At 65.9% G+C, this 21,309-nt stretch carries 18 protein-coding genes; 7 read left to right on the forward strand and 11 right to left on the reverse strand.

The genetic code is table 11. The features are described 5' to 3' along the window. Positions 1-186 precede the first annotated feature (186 nt). Positions 187-654, reverse strand: a complete 468-nt coding sequence (locus CHB74_RS11720) for a Ros/MucR family transcriptional regulator (RefSeq protein WP_089219826.1) — start codon at positions 652-654, stop codon at positions 187-189. A 301-nt stretch (positions 655-955) separates the two neighbouring features. Between CHB74_RS11720 and CHB74_RS11725 the strand changes: the two genes are divergently transcribed. The 3 genes from CHB74_RS11725 (at position 956) to CHB74_RS11730 (ending at position 3,210) form a co-directional block, all read left to right on the forward strand. Continuing rightward, entirely contained in the window at positions 956-2,017 is a 1,062-nt protein-coding gene (locus CHB74_RS11725) for a TIGR03617 family F420-dependent LLM class oxidoreductase (protein ID WP_089219827.1), read from the forward strand. A 78-nt stretch (positions 2,018-2,095) separates the two neighbouring features. Next, the gene (locus CHB74_RS22245; protein WP_218821425.1) at positions 2,096-2,338 is read left to right on the forward strand and encodes a hypothetical protein; all 243 of its coding nucleotides are present in this window, start codon (positions 2,096-2,098) and stop codon (positions 2,336-2,338) included. Next, positions 2,290-3,210, forward strand: a complete 921-nt coding sequence (locus CHB74_RS11730; RefSeq protein ID WP_218821426.1) for an alpha/beta fold hydrolase — start codon at positions 2,290-2,292, stop codon at positions 3,208-3,210. Before CHB74_RS22245 ends, CHB74_RS11730 begins: the two co-directional genes overlap by 49 nt. 27 nt (positions 3,211-3,237) lie before the next feature. Here CHB74_RS11730 and CHB74_RS11735 read toward each other — a convergent pair whose 3' ends face one another. After that, positions 3,238-4,482, reverse strand: coding sequence for a TetR/AcrR family transcriptional regulator (locus CHB74_RS11735; RefSeq protein ID WP_089219828.1), 1,245 nt, complete (start codon positions 4,480-4,482; stop codon positions 3,238-3,240). Positions 4,483-4,510: 28 nt separating this feature from the next. After that, positions 4,511-5,422, reverse strand: a complete 912-nt coding sequence (locus CHB74_RS11740; protein ID WP_089219829.1) for a formylglycine-generating enzyme family protein — start codon at positions 5,420-5,422, stop codon at positions 4,511-4,513. A 281-nt stretch (positions 5,423-5,703) separates the two neighbouring features. Here CHB74_RS11740 and CHB74_RS11745 point away from each other — a divergent pair, with 281 nt between their 5' ends. After that, entirely contained in the window at positions 5,704-7,998 is a 2,295-nt protein-coding gene (locus CHB74_RS11745; protein ID WP_245842856.1) for an arylsulfatase, read from the forward strand. 85 nt (positions 7,999-8,083) lie between these two features. Here the strand turns inward: CHB74_RS11745 and CHB74_RS11750 are convergent, their stop codons facing one another. From CHB74_RS11750 to CHB74_RS11770, 5 genes are all read right to left on the reverse strand, one after another. Further along, the gene (locus tag CHB74_RS11750) at positions 8,084-8,905 is read right to left on the reverse strand and encodes a hypothetical protein (protein ID WP_089219831.1); all 822 of its coding nucleotides are present in this window, start codon (positions 8,903-8,905) and stop codon (positions 8,084-8,086) included. Next, on the reverse strand, positions 8,902-10,638 hold the full coding sequence (locus tag CHB74_RS11755) for an N-acyl-D-amino-acid deacylase family protein (protein WP_089219832.1): 1,737 nt from the start codon (positions 10,636-10,638) through the stop codon (positions 8,902-8,904). The genes CHB74_RS11750 and CHB74_RS11755 overlap by 4 nt, the downstream gene beginning before the upstream one ends. A 154-nt stretch (positions 10,639-10,792) precedes the next feature. After that, positions 10,793-11,704: a hypothetical protein gene (locus CHB74_RS11760; protein ID WP_144033779.1), complete on the reverse strand. Its 912-nt coding sequence runs from the start codon at positions 11,702-11,704 to the stop codon at positions 10,793-10,795. Between the two features lie 99 nt (positions 11,705-11,803). Then, positions 11,804-12,151 carry a hypothetical protein gene (locus tag CHB74_RS11765; protein ID WP_144033780.1) on the reverse strand — a complete coding sequence of 116 codons (348 nt, stop codon included), beginning with the start codon at positions 12,149-12,151 and terminating at the stop codon, positions 11,804-11,806. Between the two features lie 15 nt (positions 12,152-12,166). Beyond that, complete coding sequence (locus CHB74_RS11770) at positions 12,167-13,645, reverse strand: L,D-transpeptidase family protein (protein ID WP_089219863.1); 1,479 nt, start codon at positions 13,643-13,645, stop codon at positions 12,167-12,169. Positions 13,646-13,850: 205 nt separating this feature from the next. Between CHB74_RS11770 and CHB74_RS11775 the strand changes: the two genes are divergently transcribed. Next, positions 13,851-14,204: a DUF488 domain-containing protein gene (locus CHB74_RS11775; protein WP_089219835.1), complete on the forward strand. Its 354-nt coding sequence runs from the start codon at positions 13,851-13,853 to the stop codon at positions 14,202-14,204. A 112-nt stretch (positions 14,205-14,316) separates the two neighbouring features. Here the strand turns inward: CHB74_RS11775 and CHB74_RS11780 are convergent, their stop codons facing one another. Both CHB74_RS11780 and CHB74_RS11785 read right to left on the reverse strand, forming a co-directional pair. Continuing rightward, positions 14,317-15,072, reverse strand: coding sequence for a glucose 1-dehydrogenase (locus tag CHB74_RS11780; protein ID WP_089219836.1), 756 nt, complete (start codon positions 15,070-15,072; stop codon positions 14,317-14,319). A 12-nt stretch (positions 15,073-15,084) separates the two neighbouring features. After that, positions 15,085-17,115: an amidohydrolase family protein gene (locus CHB74_RS11785; protein WP_245842857.1), complete on the reverse strand. Its 2,031-nt coding sequence runs from the start codon at positions 17,113-17,115 to the stop codon at positions 15,085-15,087. A gap of 140 nt (positions 17,116-17,255) precedes the next feature. Between CHB74_RS11785 and CHB74_RS11790 the strand changes: the two genes are divergently transcribed. Both CHB74_RS11790 and CHB74_RS11795 read left to right on the forward strand, forming a co-directional pair. After that, positions 17,256-19,439 carry a TonB-dependent receptor gene (locus CHB74_RS11790; RefSeq protein ID WP_425442268.1) on the forward strand — a complete coding sequence of 728 codons (2,184 nt, stop codon included), beginning with the start codon at positions 17,256-17,258 and terminating at the stop codon, positions 19,437-19,439. 68 nt (positions 19,440-19,507) lie between these two features. Continuing rightward, positions 19,508-20,569 carry a PepSY-associated TM helix domain-containing protein gene (locus tag CHB74_RS11795; RefSeq protein WP_089219837.1) on the forward strand — a complete coding sequence of 354 codons (1,062 nt, stop codon included), beginning with the start codon at positions 19,508-19,510 and terminating at the stop codon, positions 20,567-20,569. Positions 20,570-20,573: 4 nt separating this feature from the next. Here the strand turns inward: CHB74_RS11795 and CHB74_RS11800 are convergent, their stop codons facing one another. Beyond that, complete coding sequence (locus tag CHB74_RS11800; RefSeq protein ID WP_089219838.1) at positions 20,574-21,194, reverse strand: murein L,D-transpeptidase catalytic domain family protein; 621 nt, start codon at positions 21,192-21,194, stop codon at positions 20,574-20,576. Positions 21,195-21,309: the final 115 nt, after the last annotated feature.

Raw genomic sequence — 21,309 nt, forward strand, 5'->3', positions numbered from 1 at the left:
CGACTGCGTCGGCTCGAATGCTCTAAACTTTTAGTTTGGCGCGTTTTCCGAGTCAGCAGGTGATTCCACCTGCTTGGAAAACGCTCCAGAGCAACAGTTTCGAAATCGCTCTGGGCGAATATCGGGCGGACCGTTGGTTCGCCCGAACCTCCCCGAAGCCCCACGCCCCGGGGAGGGTGCGGTCGATCAGACGCCGGCCTTGCGCGGCTTGCGGACCGGCTTGGCGGCGGCGGTGTCGTCGCTCTTCTTGCGGCCGAGGCCGAACTGCTTGGCGACGGCGCGGCGATGCTCGCTATAGGACGGTGCCACCAGCGGGTAGTTGGCCGGCAGGCCGAACGCCTCGCGATAGCTTTCCGGCGTGTAGCCGTGGCGGCCGATATGGCGCTTCAGGCTCTTATAGGGCTTGCCGTCGATCATGCTCAGGATGAATTCGGGATTCGCGGTGGACTTGCGAATGCCCACGGCGGCCGTCGGCTTTTCCGATGCTTCGGTTTCCGTTGCGGCGGCGGTGCCATTGGATAATTTCGACAGCGCGTCATGCACAGTCTGGATCAGGTGAGGCACGTCACTGTTGCTGACGACATTGTTGGAAACATGCGCCGACACGATATCGGCCGTGATCTCCACCAATGCCCGGTTCAAGTCATTCGTCATTCTACGCTCCCGGGGTCGGTCACTATATGTCTTGAGCGATTTCTCGCTAAGCCCGCCCTACAACCTTATTCGTTGTCACGCTATTGATATGAACTTGCATGGTGCGGGAAAATATCTGTTCCATCTTGGGACATTGCGTATCGATCATGTATATTCATTACGCAAAATGATGGTTTTTGACGGATTTCGCGTCACGAGCGGGTGTGTTGCGCGATATGGTTTGCGCCGGGCCAGTTTCAGATAAATTGTACGCACCGAAAGATCGGCACAAGCAGATGCCGAATATCAAGGGGAAGAGCTGATGGCGCGACTCAAGGTTGATGGCGCGATCTTCAAGGGCGGCGACAATCTTTATTCCGGCGATCTTGCCGATATCGCCGGGCGCGCGGCCCTGATGGAAGAGATGGGCTTCGATGGCCTCTTCACGCTCGACACCACGGTCGATCCTTTCATGGCGCTTCTGCTTGCGGCCGAACATAGCCGGCGATGCGAACTCATCACCGGCGTCGCCATCGCCTTCGCGCGATCCCCGATGACGCTGGCGCTGCAGGCGTGGAACCTGCAGCGTTATTCGCGCGGACGCATGATTCTCGGCCTCGGATCGCAGGTGCAGGCGCATATCGAAAAGCGGTTTTCCATGCCCTGGGGCCCGCCGGCGGCGAAAATGCGGGAAGCGATCCTGGCGATCCGCGCGATCTGGGATTGCTGGGGGCGTGGCGTGCCGCTCGATTTCCGGGGCATTTATTATCGGCACAGCCTGATGACGCCGACCTTCAATCCCGGCCCCAATGATCTGCCCGATCCAAAGATCTATCTGGGCGCGCTGGGCCCGAAGATGGTGGAGGTCGCGGGCGAGGTGGCGGACGGTCTCTACGGCCACCCCTTCACCACCATCGCCTTCATGCGCGACGTGCAGCTTCCGTCTCTGGAGATCGGCCTTGCCCGGTCGGGCCGCACGCTTGCCGATTTCGACATGCCGGCGATGATCATGACGATCACGGGCGAGGATGATCGCGCGATCGCGGCGGCCGATCGCGCCGTGCGCAAGCTGATCGCTTTCTATGGCTCGACACCGGCTTATTATGGCGTGCTCGAACATCATGGCTGGCACGATCTCGGCCCCCGGCTCAACCGCATGTCCAAGGAAGGGCGCTGGGATGAGATGACCGGCCTGATCACCGGCGAAATCGTCGATGCCTTCGCGGTGCGCGGTGCCCCGAGCGAAATTGCCGGCCGCATCGCCGCGCGGTGCGCCGGGCTGGTCGATCGCGTGACGCTCTACACGCCTTACGCGCTATCCGATGCCGTGTTGCCCGAAATCGTCGCGGGGCTGAAGGCGCTGCCGGGCAAAAGCGTGGCATGACGGCTGGGGCGATTGCGTCGCGGCCCATATATGCGCGACACTTGGGCACGCCTTTGATTTTTTGAGAGATGTGCCGTGGTGCGTTTGCTGCTTTGGGTTCTCGGCCTGTCGACGTCGATCCTGTTCGCGCCGGTGCTTGCGCGGGCGGAACAGGGCGCCGTCGCGCCGCGCAACCGGGCCGAGGCGACGAAGATCATCGCCGGCCTGCGGCGCGTGGTGACCCCCAATGGCGTGGAGCGGCTGGAGCGCGTCCGCATCAACGGGATCGATCAATGGGTTCGATCCGCGGTCGCGATCGCCGCAACCCGGTCCTGCTGGTGATTCATGGCGGCCCCGGCTGGGTGACGATGCCGACATCCTGGTATTTCACGCCCGGCTGGGAAGAATATTTCACCGTTGTTCAATGGGATCAGCGCGGTGCGGGCAAGACCTACGGCGCGAATGACCCGGCCGCCGTGGCCGCGACGCTGACCGTCGATCAGATGCAGCGCGACGCCGATGCCATGGTCCAGTGGGTGCGTCGCGAACTCGGGCAGGATCGGATCGCGCTGCTCGGCCATAGCTGGGGCAGCATCCTCGGCCTCGATATCGCGCGTCGCCACCCGGAATGGCTCTATGCCTATATCGGCGTCGGGCAGGCGATCGACATGCGCGAAAGCGAGCGGCGGGGCTGGGCCTGGGCGATGGCGAAAGCGCGTGATGCCGGTAACGCGGCCGCCATGGCCGACCTCCGGTCGATCGCGCCTTATGCCGAAGGGCCGTCACCCATCCCGCTGGATGCCGTCCTGCTCCAGCGCAAATGGGTGAACGCATTTGGCGGGGCATCCTATAACCGCCCCGATTCCAGCTTCGAGGGCGCCGCCGTCGCCTTGTCGCCCGATTATAGCGACGATGATGTGCGCAACGTCTGGACGGCACAGGCCCGGTCGGTGGAACGCCTGCTGCCGGCGGTGCTCGATACCGACCTGTCGTCGCTTGCGCGGCTGGAGGTTCCCGTCGTCCTGCTGCTCGGTCGTCACGACGTCAATGTCTCGGCCGAGGTGGCGGCGGAATGGTTCGGGCGCCTCGATGCCCCCGCCAAGCAACTCGTCTGGTTCGAACATTCGGGCCACGAACTGATGGTGGAAGAACCCGGCAAGACATTGCTGACGCTGGTGGAGAAGGTGCGTCCGCTCGCGACCGCGAACCGCTGATGAAGGGCGCTTATCCGTCGGCGGCGTTCAGGCCGTCACGCCCCGGCAAATGATCTTCGCCGCCTGTCGCGACACCAGCGCGCGCTCATCCTCGTCCACCGGGCGCAGCGTGGCGATGTAACGGGCGCCGAAGGTGGCCAGTGTGTGGAAGATGCGGGTCATTGCCCCGCTCGGCGGCGGGGCGCCATATTCCGCCAGCAGGGCAGCGAACGGCCGGGCGGCGCGGGCGACATGCGCGGCATAGAAGGCGCGGGCGAGGTCCGGGAATGCCTGGGCCTCCTCGATCAGCAGGTGAAAGAGTGGGATCGACCGGCCGTCGATATGACGATCGAGCACGATGCGGGCAAGCTGCGCAAGCCGCGTCTCCATATCGTCGCCCGGCGGGATGGCGATCGCATCGCCGGCGATCCGTTCGATCTCGCGGCCGATGACATAGCGGAACAGGCCCTGCTTGTTGCCGAACTGCCGGTAGATGGTCGATCGGCCGACGCCGCTGGCGGCGATCACCTTGTCGATGCTGGCGCGATCGAAGCCATGGGCCATGAATTCGCTTATCGCCGCATCGCACAGCAGGGCGAAGCGTTCGGGCTTGAGCCGCAGCTGCGCACCGCTGGTCGTCGCTTCCGGCAGCTCAAGGGCATCGATCGCCGCGCCGTCGGCCGCGGCCGTATCGGCCTTGCGATAGCCGTGGAGGAAGATGCCGGCGGCGAGCCGGGCCTGATCGCGCCGTTCGGCCGGATCGGGCAGATCATGGCCCAGAAAGTGGCGGACACCTTCCACCGCCATGCCGCCCAGCCGGGTCGCGAGGTCAAGCGCATTGCCCTCGAACGCGCCGATCCGGCCGGCTGTGGCAAGCTGTTCGAGATAATCGGCCAGCGCCCGGCTCGATCCGCGGCGATATTCGTGCAGGGCGGTGGCGAGGCCCGGAAATTGCCGAGTGGCGATGATGTTCGCGCGGAACAGCCCGTAATTGCGCGGCGATCCGAACCCATGGATCACGCTGTCGGCAAAGGTTTCCAGCGCGGATCGCACATCCTGCTGGGGTTCCAGCCCGTCCGACAGCACTTCGCGCAGTTCGCTGCGCACCACCTGTTCGAACAGATCGTCCTTGCTGCGGAAATATTCGTAGATCGCCTGCTTGCTGACATGCGCGCTGGCGGCGATGCGATCCATGCTGGTGCGTTCGAACCCGTTGCGCAGGAAATGGCCCGCCGCCTCGGCGATGATCCGTTGCCGCCGTTCGTCTTCCGGTCGCATCTGCGCGTGCTTCATCCCTCGGGCGCTCGTCGGTGGCCGTCCGTTAGCGCGCAACGCACCGGAAGCCAACGTGCGACGTCGATGTGTCGATCGGCTGGGGGTGGCGCGCGGCTGGCCGGTAACGCTGGCAATAATTGGGCGCACACAGATGCGATCCGCCCTTCAGCACGCGGCGGCCGATCGCCAGATCGGGGGTGCAGGGATCATGGCTGTCGGCTTCGGCCGGCCCGCGCGGGTTGCGCGGCACGCAGCAGGGGCTGGCCGATTGCGACGCTGCATGGCGATCGACATACCAGTCGCTCGTCCATTCCCAGACATTGCCGATCATGTCGTAAAGGCCGTGGCCGTTGGGGGCGAAGCTGCGCACCGGCGATGTCCGGTCCCAGCCATCGCCCACCAGATTCTGCCAGGGGAACTGGCCCTGCCACACATTGGCATGGTGCCGGCCGCCGGCTTCCAGCTCGTCACCCCAGGCATAATCGCGGCCGTCCAGCCCGCCGCGCGCGGCATATTCCCACTGCGCCTCGGTGGGCAGCAGCTTGCCCGCCCATGCGGCATAAGCGACGGCATCGGCATAAGCGATATGGACGACGGGATGATCCTCGATCCCGTCGATGGTGCTGCCGGGGCCGAGCGGTCGGCGCCAGTCCGCATCGAAGGTGAACGACCACCAGGCGAACGGATCGTGCAGCGGGATCGGGCCGGGCGGGGGCGTGAACACCAGCGATCCGGCCCGGATCATTTCGGGCAGGATGCCCGGATAATCGTCGGGGTTGGGCGGCGTTTCGGCCAGCGTGACATGGCCGGTCGCGGCCACGAAGGCGGCGAACTGCGCGTTGGTGACGGGGGTTTCGTCGATCAGGAAATCGTCGACGATCACGTCATGCGCGGGGGCTTCCTCGGGATAATGCCGGTCCGATCCCATGCGGAACTGCCCGCCCTTGATCGCGATCATCCCGTCCACATGCGTCTCCCGTATCGTCCATGTTCTTCCGCCGCCACGCCGGGCGGATAGCGTCCCCCGTGCGTCACGGCCATTCCCCAATGGGCCTTCGGCGCCCATCGGGCCGGCATTCCGTGCCGGTAACTGCCATTTTCCGTCGGCTTTGCTTATCCCTGAAGAGGGCGGGGCAATGCCGGGCTCGCGCATTATCGCTTGCATCCTGGCATGATTGGTACTGTATAGTCTCGTACGAAGCAACGGCCGCTCCGGGCCGGGGAGAGGGGAAAAGCACTGTGAAGAAAAGACGTAACCAGACGGCCATTTCGGCCCTGGCGCTTGCACTGGCGGCTTCCTGGTCGCTGCCCGCAGCCGCCGATACCGGCGCCGCGCCCGCCGCGCCGACCCCGCAATATCAGCGCACGGCGCCTGCCGGTGCGCCCAATATCGTGCTGGTCCTGCTCGACGATGTCGGCTTCGGCCTCGGTTCCACCTTCGGTGGCGCCGCGCGCACGCCGGCGATGGACGCGCTGGCCAAGGATGGGCTGCGCTACAACCGTTTCCACACCACGGCGATCTGCTCGCCCACCCGCGCCTCGCTGCTCACCGGCCGCAACCCGCACGCGACGGGCATCGGCGCGGTCATGAACGGTGCCGATGCGCGGCCGGGCTATTCGGGTTTCCACACCAAGGATACCGCGACCATCGCGACGATCCTGCAGCAGAACGGCTACAGCACGGCCGCGTTCGGCAAGTGGCACCAGACGCCGGATTGGGAAGTGTCGCAGGTCGGCCCGTTCGATCGCTGGCCGACGGGCGAGGGCTTCGACAAGTTCTACGGCTTCCAGGGCGGCGAGACCGACCAGTTCGAACCGACGCTCTATGATGGCACGACGCCGGTGATGCGCCCGCCGGGCAAGGATTATCACCTGACCGACGATCTCGTCGATCACAGCATCCAGTGGCTGCAGTCGCAGGAAGCGGTGACGCCCGACCGGCCCTTCTTCCTCTACCTCGCCACCGGCGGCATTCACGCGCCGATCCAGGTGCCGGAATCCTATATCGAACATTATCGCGGCAAGTTCGATCAGGGTTGGGACAAGCTGCGCGAGGAGGTTTTCGCGCGCCAGAAGAAGCTCGGCATCATTCCCGCCAACACCAAGCTCACCCCGCGCCCGGAAGGCATGCCGGCGTGGGACAGCATGACGCCGGACCAGAAGAAGTTCGCGTCGCGCCTGATGGAATCCTATGCGGCGTTCCTCGAACATACCGATGTCCAGGTCGGCCGGCTGGTCCAGTCGCTCAAGGATAGCGGCCAGTATGACAATACGCTGTTCATCTATGTCGTCGGCGATAACGGCGCGAGCGCCGAGGGCGGGCTGGAAGGCAGCCTGAACTATATGGGCACGCTGCAGGGCCTGCCCGAGCCGGAGGCGGGCAAGCTCGCCGGGATGGATCGTATCGGCACGGCGGAATCCTACGCCCACGTCAACTCGGCCTGGGCCTGGGCGACCAATTCGCCCTTCCAGTGGACCAAGACGGTCGCTTCGCATCTTGGCGGCACGCGCAATCCGCTGATCGTCACCTGGCCGAAGAAGATCACCGACAAGGGCGGCCTGCGCAGCCAGTTCGGCCACGTCAACGATATCGCGCCGACGATCCTCGACATTCTTGGCCTGCAGGCGCCGGCGGAAGTGAACGGCATTGCCCAGAAGCCGATGAACGGCGTCAGCCTGGCCTATAGCTTCAACGACGCGAAGGCGGCGGAACGGCACACCACGCAATATTTCGAGGTGTTCGGCCACCGTGCGATCTACCATGACGGCTGGATGGCGTCGGCCTTCCACAACCGCTTGCCGTGGAAGGCGTTCAGCCTCGGCAACAAGCCGTTCGAGGAGGACAAGTGGGAGCTTTACGACCTGCGGACCGATTTCTCGCAGGCGAATGACCTTGCCGCCAAGCAGCCCGCGAAGCTCGAAGAAATGAAGGCGCTGTTCATGCAGCAGGCCGCCGCCAATCAGGTGCTGCCGCTGAAGGGCCAGTCGATGAGCAAGAAGGGGTTGCCCGATCTGGCCGAGGGCCGCACCAAGGCGACCTATCGGCAGGGCACGATCAGCGTCCCGGAAACGGCGGTTCCGCACATGGCCAACCGGTCCTGGTCGCTTTCGTCGGACGTGAATGTCGCCGATCAGGCGCAGGGCGTGATCGCCACTATCGGCGGCACGGCGGCGGGCTGGTCGCTCTATATCGATCCTCAGCGCCGGCCGGTCTTCACCTACCGCCTGTTCGACCTCAAGACCGTGAACCTTGTCGGCGCGCCGCTGCCCGCAGGCCGCAACGCGCTGCGCGTCGATTTCGATTATGACGGCAAGGGTTTTGCCAAGGGCGGCAAGCTCAGCCTGCTCGTCAACGGCGCGCCGGCGGCGAGCGACACGATCCCGGCCAGCCCGCCTTCGATGTTCTCGATCAACGAGACGTTCGATGTCGGCCTCGACACGGGCTCGGCCGCCGGCCGCTATCCCGAAACCGCGCCGCTCGGCTATCCGATCGCGGGTGCCAAGATCGATGGGGTCACCATCGAACTGCGCTGATCGCGGTTGCCCGACATGAAAAGGCCGCCCCGGCAGAAACCGGGGCGGCCTTTTCTTTTGCCGGACCTCTTAGCCGGCGGGGGGATCAGGCGGCGTCGCGCCCCGCCCACACCATCGACGGGCCGGTGGTATCGACGAATTCCGCCTCATGCACGTCGAGCGCGAGGCGTGCCTCGGCCAGCGGCAGGTGGAAGACGGGTTCGTACTTCGCCATGAACAGCGGGCCCGATGCGTGGCCGCATTTCATGCCGCGCTCGATCGCGTTCTGGCAGGTCTGCCACACGGTCGGGTAATGCAGCAGCGTGCGGATCGAATAGCGCATCGTCACGAACAGGTAGCTTAGCGACACCTCGGTCGCGAGTTCGGGGCTCAGATGCTTGAACTGGTTGGTGATGCGGAACCAGGCCGGCACCAGTTCGCCCATATAGTTGAAATCGCCGCCGGTCAGGATGTGTTCCAGATCGTGATTCTGGCCGGCGCGGTAGAGGAAATATTCGAACTGGGTCTTGGCCTGCGGCTTCTCGTAGATCACGATCTCGAAATTCTTTTCGATCACGTCGCGATAGAAGATGTGGCCCAGCGATCCTTCGTCGAACTGCTTGAAATAGTCCGCGTCATAATCCGACAGGAACCATTCGTTGAACCAGGCATCCATCACCGGGTTCTTCTTGCGCTCCGCCGTGAACAGCTCCTCGATCCGGTGTTTGTCCTGCAATTCATCCAGCAGGGCGATCAGCGGATACATTTCCGCCTGCGCGGGCATGTCGGGGCCGTTGCGCTTGAGCGCGATATTGGCGACCCATTCGCGCAGGCGCGGATCGTTGAGATATTTGGACGAGCTGATCAGCACCGAGCTTTCGGTGGTCATCGGCTGCACGCCGCGCAACAGATAAGGAATGTCGTTCATTCGGCGGCCTCCAGAACGGGTGCGGATTGCGTGCCGCGGACAAGGCGTCCGGGGCGCGCGGAGGTGGGCGTATCGCGCTCAGCGATGATCGCGCCCGAAACGATCGTGAAATCATATCCTTCGGCGCGCTGATCGAGCCGGCGGCCGCCGGCGGGCAGGTCATAGCGCACCTCGGGCTTGCACAGCCGCAGCCGATCGAGATCGATGACGTTGATGTCGGCCTTGTAGCCGGGCGCGATCAGGCCGCGATCGTGCAGGCCGACGGTGCGGGCCGGATCGTGCGCCAGCATCTTCACCGCCTGGCCGAGCGGCATGCGCGAACCCGTCCTGTCGCGCACCCAATGCTGCAAGGTGAAGGTGGGGAAGCTGGCATCGCAGATCACGCCATAATGCGCGCCGCCATCGCCCAGGCCGACGACGACATTGGGGTGATCGAGCATGGCCTGCACCGCATCGAGCCGCCCTTCGAAGAAGTTGCCGAGCGCGATCAGCAGCATCGCATGGCCATCATCCTCGAGCAGCAGGTCATAGGCGACCTCCTCGGGCGTAACCCCGCGCGCCTTGGCGATGGCCGACACGCTCTTGTCGAGCGCGGGTTCATAGTCCGGCTCGTCGGTCAGCAGGAACATCCAGTCCCACGCGCGGCCCATCTGGGTCAGCGGATGACCGTCGGCCGGCGCCTCGCGGACCAGCTTCGCGCGGAAATCGGGATCGCGCATTCGCGCCACTTTCTCGGCAAGCGGCAATTGCGCGATCGCCTGGAATGTCGGGCAGAGCGAGAAGGGGTTGGTCGAAAGTTCCAGCCCGGCGATCATGCCGATCGGGCGCGGGAAGACCTGCGCGGAAAGCTGCTGGCCTTCGGCGCGCGCATCGTCGAGCATGGCGAGCACCGGTTCCCACAGGCGCGGGCCGGAATTGGGCGCGGCCAGCGTGAAGGTGGCGGGGCGCCCGGTCTTGCGGATCACCGCGCGCAGCATGGCGATTTCATCGTCCCAGCTGCGCATCGGCACGTCGAGCACGGCCTGGATGATGCCGTCGCCGGCATCGGCAAGCCCCATCGCCACCGCTTCCAGTTCGGCCTGCGATGCATCGAAGCTCGGGATCTGCTGGCCGGCGGCGGTGCGGTGGATGAAGGTGCGCGAGGTGGCGAAGCCCAGCGCCCCGGCCTCGATCGCCTGCTTGGCGATCGTCCGCATCCGGGCGAGATCGTCGTCGTTCGCCGCTTCGCGCGCGGCGCCGCGATCGCCCATCGCATAGACGCGCAACGGGCTGTGGGGCAGGTAGGCGGCGATGTCGATGTCGCGGGGGCGGGCCTCCAGCGCGTCGAGATATTGGGGGAAGCTTTCCCAATGCCAGTCGAGCCCTTCGGCCATGACGACGCCGGGAATATCCTCCACGCCTTCCATCACATTGATCAGCAGATCATGGTCGCCCGGGCGGCAGGGCGCGAAGCCGACGCCGCAATTGCCGACGACCACCGTGGTCACGCCATGTTGGGACGATGGATTCAAGCGATCGGACCAGATCGCCTGCCCGTCATAATGGGTGTGGATGTCCACGAAGCCCGGCGCCACGACGCGGCCGGCGACATCAATTTCACGCGCGCCCTGGCCGGCAACCGCGCCCACCGCGACGATGCGATCGCCACGGATCGCGACATCGCCCACCTGCGGATCGCCACCGCTGCCATCGGCGATCAGCCCGCCGCGCAGCACGAGATCAAATTCGGCCATATCCTCTCACCCATTTTGCCGAAGTCGCGGCAAGCCCGGGCGGCCGGCCGCGCTCCGATTGTCGGGCAAGACTATGACGGATTATCCGGCTGGCAAGCGATAGTCCGATCGCGACATATGTGTTCACCGCGACTCAAAAGCCGCTGGGCGCAATTCACAGTGCGACTTCAAAATCGATGATGGCGCGCGCGCCGACTTTTGCTGTCTCGGCGCGTGATTCAACCGTCTGGTTTGCTTCGTTTTTGCCTTTCAGCGTCAGCGCGATCTCGGTGCCGGTCGGCAGTTCATAGCCGGCGACCGTCGGAAAGCGCGTCCAATCGGTAAAAGCCCAGGCCCAGGCCGCTGGCGGGCGCCGCGTGCCCCGGATCACGCCGATCAGCTCGGGCGTGCCGCCATTCCGCGAAAGCAGCACGCTGACCGGCCCATCTGCGACCACCCGTTTCAGCCGCACGGATATCCATGCCTTGTCGGTGGCGGGCTTGGGCGTCACTTCCGCCGCGCGATCGAACTGCCGGAAGCCGAGCGCATGCAGGATATTGTAAACGGCGGCGCTGCCACCGGCGAGGATCAACCCGGTCAGGAACTCACCTAACCCGCCGACGGAAAGGCCCGGGGTGGGGCCGTTGATCGCGACATACAGCCGCTGGACGATATCGAGGTTCAGCACGCTGGCCGTCGCCCAGCCGACCGCGAGCGCGATGACCGATTTCACGCCACGGCGGTCGAAATACATCAGGAAGGGCCGCCAGTTGAAGATCAGGGCGAGCGCGGATTCCAGCAATATGGCGATGACGAGCGTGGCGAAGAGTATCTGGGCCATTTCGGCATAAACATGGGGGTTGAATGTCGGGTCGCTGTGCCCGAATCGCTCGCTGCCGGGCGCCGCTTCGCGCGTCAGCCCGCTGCTTTCCAGCGTCGTCGGTACGTGGCGGTTATCGACGATGACGGGCAGGTTGCTGCCCTGCGCGAGTGCCGGCCCGATCGGCACATGGCAGGCTAGTACCAGCCAAATGGCGATGATCGCCGCCTTCGGCCCGCCGCACCCTGTGCCCCCCGATCGTTTCATGCGCCGCGTCTTTCCTGTCACGGATTGACGCGGCGATTATCGGCATGGGGCCAGCCGGCCAATTAGAACCGTCTCCGAAACGGAGCGGTTCCGGGCGCCTTATTCCTGCACGGTCGCTTCGTTGCCGGCCGTGTAATCGCGGGATACGCGCGCGGTCATGCCGGTGGCTTCGGCGTCGTCGATCATCTGCGCGTCGGGCTCCACGGGCGGCGGGGGCGGCGTGGCGGCGGCCTGGTTCGCCGCCGGTTCGACGATGTTGGGCACCTCGTCCACCGGCTCGATCACGTTGACGGGCGCTTCCACCTCGTCGGGAACGAGTTCCGCGGCGTTGAGATCATTGACGACGGCGTCCTCATCGGACGTGCCGGAGCAGCCCGCGAGCAGCGCGATCGCGGCGGCGGCGCTCGCCGCGACAAGGCGGCGGCGGATGGTGGAGCTGTGCATCATGGTCATTCCCCTTTGTTATCGTGCGGCAAGCGACTGGCGCGCCGAACGCGCCTCGATCTTGTCCGCCAACAGGCTGTCCCATTCATAGGGATCGGCACGGAAGCTCGTCGGGCCGGTCGAACTGGCGAAGGCCGTCCAGTAGAGCAGATAGACCGCGACCGGCTGGGTCAGCCGCGCGCGCACCGTCTTGCCGGCGTCCACTGCCGTTTCGATCGCGTCGCCGCTCCAGGCCGGTTCGTTGCTGAGCAGCCGCTCCGCCAGCTCGGCCGGCTTTTCCAGCCGGACGCAGCCATGGCTCGCCAGCCGGCTGTAGCGCGAAAAGCCCGCCTGCGCCGGCGTGTCGTGCAGATAGACCGCGAAATTATTGTCGAAATCGAACTTGTAGCGGCCAAGCGCGCTCGACGGGCCCGATGCCTGCTGCAGGCGCCGTCCGCCGCCATCAAGCGGGATGACCCTGAAACCGTTGCGCTTCAGATAGCCGGGGCTGGCCTTTTCCTTGGGCCAGAGCTCCTTCGTCGCGATCGACTGCGGCACGTTCCATGGCGGGTTGAGCACGATGCTGTGGATCGACGACTGGAGCATCGGCGTCTCGTCGCCCGGCCGCCCCGTCACCGCCTTCATCGATGCCACCGGGGCATCGCCGTCGAACATGGTGAGGACGGCGGCGGCGATGTTCACCTGAATGCGATCCTTGGGCAGTTCCGGCGGCAGCCAGCGCCACCGTTCCATGTTCGCCATGATCTGCCGGACGCGGGCATGAACGGGCACGTTGAGCGCGGCGAGCGTCTGGCCGGAAACGAGCCCGCTGGGGTTGAGGCCATAGCGGCGCTGCGCCCGGCGCACGGCCTCGAGCAGCGCGGTATCGAACTTGTCGCCCGTCGCCGCGAGTTCCTTGTCCTCGATCGCGATGCGCTTGCGCACCTCGGCCACGCGCGGGCCGCTCATGCCGAAGCTGAGGTCGGGGCCGGCGGAGATGGCAGACCAGCCGCCCGATTGCTCAAGCGCGCGATAGGTGCCCAGCGCCTGCTGCAAGCCGTCATAGCCGGCATAAGGCGGCGGCAGCGATGCGATCCACGCGGCCAGCCGATCGCGCTTCACCGCATCGGCGAAGGCGGGCAGGGGATCATAGGCCACCGGCCGCAAGCCCCAGTCCTTGCGGAAGTCGGACGGGTCGAGCCGGCCGGTGCGCACCGCGCGGGCATGATCAAGCGCCGCGCGGACAAGCGCGTTGTTGCTGCTCGTATCCGGCGCGACCTCGGTGTCGCGCAGCCCCTGCGCCACCGCGTCGCGACGGATGAGATCGGCCAGCTCGCGCGCCTGCTGGTCGCTGAGCGTGGGCAGGATCACCGGCGGCGGTGGCGGAGGGGGCGGCGGCGCCATGATCACGGGGGCGGCGGGCACTGCCGGCGCCACGCTGTTCTGCGCCAGAGCGGCATCCGCCAGGATGAGCGACGTAAGCGGCAGGGCGGCGGCCGCCCCCGATATCGTCCGCATCGCATTCCGCATCGTGAACCCGCTCTTTTCCATACGCACGTTCGTTACCCCAATCGATTGGCCCCCTTGCCTGGGGGAGCAACCCTGATCCACATTCCAGGTTGATTCAGCCTGAACCGCCGAAGGTTAGGATGAACGGAGGGCCGGACGCCAGCCCGAAGCGCGGATTTCCTGTTTCGCCGGTCCGTCAGCAGGGGAACCGCGCATGGCGATCCGCATCAAGCGTGTCTATGAACCCCCGGCGGCCGAAGACGGCCAGCGCATCCTGGTCGATCGCGTCTGGCCGCGCGGCGTGCGCCGTGACGATGCCGCGCTGGCCCTGTGGCTGAAGGACATCGCACCCTCCACCGAACTGCGCCGCTGGTTCGGCCATGATCCCGCCCGTTGGGCGGAATTCCGCCGCCGCTATCGTGCCGAGCTGGATGCCATGCCGAGCGTGGTGGCCCGCCTGCGCGATCTTGCCGCCGCCGGCGACGTGACCCTGCTCTATGGCGCGCGCGATACGGCGCATAATCAGGCGGTGGCGCTTGCCGATTATCTGGCCGATCGGCTGCGCTAGAGCATTTTCCGACCCGGCTGCGGCGGCTCGAACGCTCCAAACTTTTGGTTCGCCGCGCTTTCCGCGTCAGCAGGCGATTCCGCCTGCCTGGAAAACGCTCAGGACCAGCCCGTCACCAGACGGTGAAGCCGCCGTCGATCGTGATCGCCTGCCCGGTCATGTAGGACGCGCCTTCGCTGCACAGCCACACCACCGCATCGGCGATTTCGCGCGGCGCGCCCAGCCGGCCCATCGGCGTCGCCTGCGTCAGCTGCGCCATGTGCGACTGGTGGACGGGATCGTCGGTGATCGCGGTGCCGCCGATCCCGCCGGGGCAGATCGCGTTCACCCGGATGCCCTGCGCCGCATAATCCATCGCCACCGCCTTGGTGAGCCCGACGACGCCGAACTTGGACGCCGAATAGGCGCTGAGGCCGGGCGCGCTGACCACGCCCATGGTGGAGGATGTGTTGACGATCGCGCCGCCGCCCTGCGCCAGCATCTGCCGGCATTCATATTTCATGCACAGCCACACGCCCTTCAGGTTGACCGCGATCATGCGATCCCAGTCCGCTTCGTCCATGTCCGCGATCGGGCGGCCCGGCGGGGCGATGCCGGCATTGTTGAAGGCATGGTCGATCCGGCCGAAGGCGGCGACGCCTGCCGCCACCATCGCTTCCACCTGATCGGCCGCGGTGATGTCGCAGGGCGTGAAGATCGCCCTCGCGCCGGCCGCTTCGATCAGATGGGCGGTCTCTTCGCCGGCAACCCGGTTAACATCGGCCAGCACGACATGGGTGCCGGCCTTGGCGAAGGCGATGGCGGCGGCGCGCCCGATGCCCGATCCGCCGCCGGTGACGATGGCTGTGCGATGGTCCACGCTACCCATGCCTCCTGCCGGTCAGCGCGCCGTGGCCGGCGTCACCTTCGGCGCGGGGGCGAAGGGCTTGATGCCGAAATTGGGGTAAACCTCGCTCGGGAAATAGAAGACGCCGTCCTTCGCCACCATCGAGATCGTCTTGATCGCCTTCAGGTCGCGCGTTGGATCGCCGGGGATCAGGAAGAAATCGGCGAGCTTGCCTTTCTCGATCGATCCCAGCCGCTGGTCCTGCCCCAGATAGGCGGCCATGTCCCATGTCGCGCGCTTCAGGATCTGGGCGGGCGTCATCCCCACCTTCTGATAGAGTTCCAGCTCGCGATGATAGGTGAAGGAGCCGCCGGTATCGGTGCCCGGCACGATCAGCACGCCGCGATCGTTGAGCATCTTCACCGTCGCCACGATCTTGTCGAACGCGGCGCGATAGGCCGCGTCGTCGCCCGGCGCCGACGTGTCGACCATCGCCTTGCGCGCGCCGCGCTGGAAGCCGATCGGCATATGATCGAGATAATCGACCGCGCCGGGCGGCATCTGGCCGTCGCGATTCTGGGTCAGCATCTCGTGGATGCCGAGCGTCACGTCGATCGCCAGCTTGCGTTCCGCCATCGCTGCGATCGTCGCCTGCACCTTCGCGCTGTTGAGGTCGAGCGTCTGGAGCCGCTTGAGCGCGGTCAGGCGGAGCAGCGTGCGCGTATCTTCCTTGGGTTGCAGCACCCAGCCGAGCATGAACTGGTTGATGTGCGTCATCTCGTCATAGCCGGCGGCGATCATCGCATCGGCGCTGGAGAAAGCGGGAACATGGCCCGCCACGCGCAGGCCCAGCCGATGCGCCTCGGCCACCACGGCGGGCACCCAGGCCGGGTTCATGCTGTTATAGACCTTGATCTGCCAATAGCCGCGCGCCGCATACCAGCGCACCGCATCCACCGCCTGCGCCTCGCTTTCGACGACGATGCCGTTATTGGCGTTGAACGGGCTGCGCCCTTCAAGGAAGCCGCTGCGCACGACATGCGGGCCGGCGATCACCCCGCCGTCGATGCGTTCGATCAGCTTGTCGAGCACGGCATTGTCATTGCCCATGTCGCGCACGGTGGTGATGCCGGCCATCAGGTTGAGCAGCGCATCATCCTGCGAGATGTGGGCGTGCATTTCATACATGCCGGCGACCAGCGTGCCGCCCGCGCCGTCGATCGTCACCTCGCCGGGGGTGGCCGGGCTGTCGAGCGGTTCGATCGCGGCGATCTCGCGGCCGTTGACCAGCACCGCCACCGGCGCGGTCAGCGCCTGCGTCCTGGGATCGAACAGGCGGACATTGCGGATGCGGACGGGCGCCGCATAAGCGTGGGCGACCTTCTTCTGGATCGCGACATAGCGATCGGTGGACCATTTGGCGGCAAGGCCGCGCAGCCGTTCCTCCTCGCCCTCATAACCCTGGCGGACGACGATGAATTCGGGCGTGACGAAACCGAACATGCCGCCCTGCGCGTCCAGCAGCACGGTATCGGGGTTGAGGTCGGTGCCGGTCAGTTCATAGGCCGTCACGGTCTCCGGGCCGGGCTTGCCGGCCACCTGCAGCACGTCGCCTTTGGCCAGGCGCAGCGTGCCGCCGGGCAGCGTGGGCAAGGTGCCGTCCGCATCCTTCAGCAGCGCGCGGGCATAGAGGCCAAGCGCCCATGGGCTGGCTGACTGGCCGACATAGAGGCTGGGTTCGGCGAGCCGGGCGCTGCCGGGTCCGGTTGAATCCGTCCACGTCGCCGTCCGGCCCTTGATCGCGAATTGTTCGGCCACCTTGCTGCCGAAGGTGGTGGCGCCGCTGATCGTCCATGCGGCGGGCAGCCCATCCGCGCCGACGCGCAGCGTTTCCGCGATCGTCGGCCCGCGCCCGTTATTCTTGAAATCATAATCGATGACGGTGGTGTCGCCGTTCGTGTCGGCATTGAGGTGGCCGACATTGCGGCCGCCGAAAATCACGGTGAAGCGCTCGGGCGCCGCGGAGGCGATGGTGGGGAGGAGCGCGGCGGAAAGGCACAGGGCCAGGCGGAGCGAGGTCTTCATAAGCCCGGTAAATCATGGTGCGTGCGGGAAATAAAGGGCCTGCGACCGTTGCTATCGCGAGCTTCTTTCACAAGCCTGCGATTGATTTGCATTAGTCCCCCTGCTAGCGGCGCGCTCTGGCCCAAAGGGGAAGAATTCAGATGCGCCGTTCCGTTGCCGTTCGTTCCTGCACGCTCACGCCGATGATGCTGATCGCGTCCGCCTCGCTCGTCGCGATGCCCGCTATCGCGCAGGATCGCGCCGATCAGCAGCGGGACGTGATCGTCGTCACCGCCGCGCGCACGGCGCTGCCGCCCAATGCGCTGCCGCTCACCATCGACGTGATCGACAAGTCGGCGCTCGACCAGCAGGTCGCGATCGGCGGTTCGGTGGTCGATGCGGTGTCCAACCTCACCCCGTCCTTCTCGCCCACGCGACAGAAGCTGTCGGGTTCGGGCGAAACCCTGCGTGGTCGTTCGCCCCTCTATGCGATCAACGGCATCCCGCAGTCGACGCCGCTGCGCGACGGTAGCCGCGACGGTTTCACGATCGACCCCTTCTTCGTCGATCGCGTCGAACTGATCTACGGCTCGAACGCGCTGCAGGGCATTGGCGGCACCGGCGGCATCGTCAATCAGGTGACGGTCGGCCCGCCCAAGGAAGACGGGCTCACCGGCCGCGTGCTGGTGCAGGGTTCGGCCGACAATGATTTCAACGGCGACGGGCTGGGCGGCAAGCTCGGCGGCCTCGTCGCCTACAAGACCGATCGGTTCGACGCGACGGTCGGTGCCGCGTTCGAACAGCGCGGCGCCTTCTATGACGGCCATGGCAACCGCATCGGCATCGATGCGGTGCAGGGCGAGACGATGGATTCGACCAGCTGGTCGCTGTTCGGCCGCTTCGGCTATGCGGTCGACGAAAGCGCGCGCTTCGATCTCATCCTCAATCGCTTCCAGCTCGAAGGCGACGGCGATTATGTCGTCGTGCCGGGCGACCGCCTGACCGGCCTGCCCAGCACCAGCGAGAAGGGCGAGACGCTCGGCAAGGCGCCGCGCAACCTGGCGCAGAGCGCATCGCTGTCCTTCACCGACGATGATCTGGCCGGCGGCAACCTCGTCACCCAGATCTTCTACAGCCGGACGCGCGACACCTTCGGCGCGTCGCCCGCCGTTGCGGGGGATACCTTCCAGGACACGTCGATCGCGCCGGATGGCACGCTGGTCGATCAGTCTGAGAACCGCTCGCGCAAGATCGGCGGCAAGTTCAGCTATGAACGGTCGGTGCCCGGCTGGGATGCGCTGACCGCGACGATCGGTTTCGACGCTCTGTTCGACAAGACCGAACAGACGCTGATCCAGACGGGCCGCACCTGGGTGCCGCCCACGGATTTCCGCAGCCTCGCGCCCTTCGGTCAGCTCAATCTTGCGCTGTTCGATAAAAAGCTGCGCATCGCCGGCGGCGTCCGTAACGAAAATGTGCGGATCAAGATCGACGACTACACCACGCTCGCCTCTTATGGTTCGCGTCAGGTGGATGGCGGCGTGCCCAAGTTCAGCGACACGCTGTTCAACGGCGGCGTGATCGTCGAGCCGGTGCCCGGCATCCGCGCTTATGCGAGCTATGCCGAAGGCTATACGATGCCCGATGTCGGCCGCATTACCCGCTCGATCGCACGGGACGGCGTCGATCTCGACAATTATCTCGACATCAGCCCGGTGATTTCCAACAATCGCGAACTGGGCTTCGAAGCGAAGCGCGGGCCGGTGGATTTCAGCGCCGCTTATTTCTGGTCGACCAGCAAGAACGGGCAGCTGCTCGTCCTGGTCAACAGCGTCTATGAAGTGCAGCGCCAGCGCGTCGAGATCGAGGGGCTGGAGCTGAACCTCAGCGTCAAGATGCCGATCGACGGGCTCACCCTCTCGACCGGCTATGCCCATCTCAAGGGCCGCGCGGATGGCACGCCCAATGACGGCGTCGACAAGGTCAACATCGATCTCGATGGCGCCAACATCTCGCCCGATCGCTTCAATCTGGCGGCGAGCTATGCGAACGGTCCGCTCAGCGTCCGTGTCCAGTCGCAATTCTATCTGGCGCGGCGGTTCGACAACAGCCCGCTGCCGAACTTCGCGGGGCTCAACCGCGCCAATGATTTCGGCGGCTACAACCTGACCGACGCGATCATTCGCTATCAGACGAAGGTCGGCGGGCTGACGCTGGCGGTGCAGAACCTCTTCGACAAATTCTACATCGACTATAACAGCGATACCCAGCGCCCGACGGACAGCACGCGTTATTATGCCGGCCGGGGACGCACCTTCACGCTGGGCTGGGATTATCGGTTCTAAAGCGATTTCGAAGCCGCTGGCATCCGCTGCCGGCTCGGACATCGCGGGATAAAAATGGGCGCGCGAGGATGAAGCTGATCGATCTGCTGCACCGCTGGATGGGCGGATTGATCGGCCTCGTGCTTGCCGTGCTGGGCTTTACCGGCGCGTTGCTCGTCCACCGCGATGCGTGGATCATGCTGCCCCATGCGGGCGATCCGCAGGTGCAGGACACCGGGGCCGTCGCTGACGCGGTCGCGAAGATCATGGCCGATCCGGCGGCGCGGCCCGAAAGCATCGTCTTCGCCAGCCAGAATTTCGGCCTCAACCGGCTGAGCTATGCGGATGGCGGCGGCGCCTATGCCGATCAGACGGGCGAGATCGTGACCCGTTGGGCGAGCCAGTGGGAACGGCCCGAACTCTGGCTGTTCGATCTCCACCACCACCTGTTCACCGGCGATACGGGCGAAACGGTGGCGGGCATTGCCGGCCTGTGCGGGCTGTTCTTCGTCGTCACCGGCGCCATCCTGTGGTGGCGGACGCGCAAGACCTTCGAGTTCCGCCTGTGGCCCCGGCGGATGAGCCGCCCGGCGATCGTGCGCCAGCATCGCGATCTCGGCATCGTCGTCGCGCCGCTGCTGCTGCTGTCGATCGTCACCGGCGCCGCGCTGATCTTCCGCCCGGTGGCGGCGCTGATCCTTGGCCCCTCGGCGCCGGCCGTCGTTTCGCGCGCACTCGCGCCACCACCCCCGCGCGAGGCGAAGCTGGCCGCGCACCCCGATTGGCGCGGCATGATCGAAACCGCGCGCGCGCGCTTCCCCGACGCGGAACTCCGCATCCTGTCATTGCCGCGCGGCAAGAGCGGGATGATCTCGCTGCGCACCCGCCAGCAGGCCGAATGGCTGCCCAACGGCCGTTCGACGCTGTGGTTCGCCGCCGACAGCGGCGTGCTGGTCGACGCGCGCAATGCCTTTGATCTGCCGGCGCAGGCGCAGGGCTTCAACCTCTTCTACCCGCTGCATGCCGCCAAGGTGGGCGGCCTCGCTTATCGGCTGGTGATGACGGTATCGGGCCTCGCCATGGCGCTGCTCGGCGGCCTCGCGGTCTGGACCTTCTGGTTCCGGGGCGGGCGCAGGATCCCCGCGCGCTGAGCCTTTAGCGGCCCGCGTAAAGCAGCCGCCCACGCCCGAGCCGGCCGAGGATCTCGGCGATATCGGCCATCGAAAAGACGAAGCAGCCATTGCTGCGGCCGAGCTTGCCCTGCCGGTCCAGCACATCCGGCCCGACATAGCCGGCGGCGTGGATCACGATGGCGCGGTCCTCGGCATTGCTGTTGGTTCGGTCGAGGCCGATCAGCCGCCGCGCGGCGCCATGTTCGCCGCGATAGGACCGGCCGGTCAGATAGGCACCTTCCGACGTCGCTTCCGATCCGACGATGTTGGAAAAGCGGTGGAGCCGGCCGTCATGCGCCGGGTCCGAACCCTTGCCATGCGCCACCAGAAAGCTGCGGGTCCGCCCGCGTTGCAGGTCGATCAGGTGGAAGCGCATGGCGGTGGACGGCAGACCGAAATCGGCGATCGCGACGATATCGCGGGACCATATTCGCCGTTCATGGCGGGCAAGCGCCTGGAGCGCGCGTGATCTGAGGCCCGGGTCGATGCCCGGTGCGGCCCGCCACAGCCCGCCGGGGCCGGCGATGGCCGGCGTCGCGATTGCCCCGGCCATGGCGCCGAGCAGCAACTCGCGGCGGGAGCAGGCGGGCGGCCGGGTCTGCATCGCGGGATTAAGCCATCGCCCGCAACGCCGGGCAATGGGTCATCCGATGTAGCGCAGATGGGGAAGGGGGGATCGGCCGCGCCGGCAAGGCCGCGCGGCCGATCCCCTATGCCAT

The sequence above is a fragment of the Edaphosphingomonas laterariae genome, assembly GCF_900188165.1.
Taxonomy (GTDB): Bacteria; Pseudomonadota; Alphaproteobacteria; order Sphingomonadales; family Sphingomonadaceae; genus Sphingomonas_E; species Sphingomonas_E laterariae.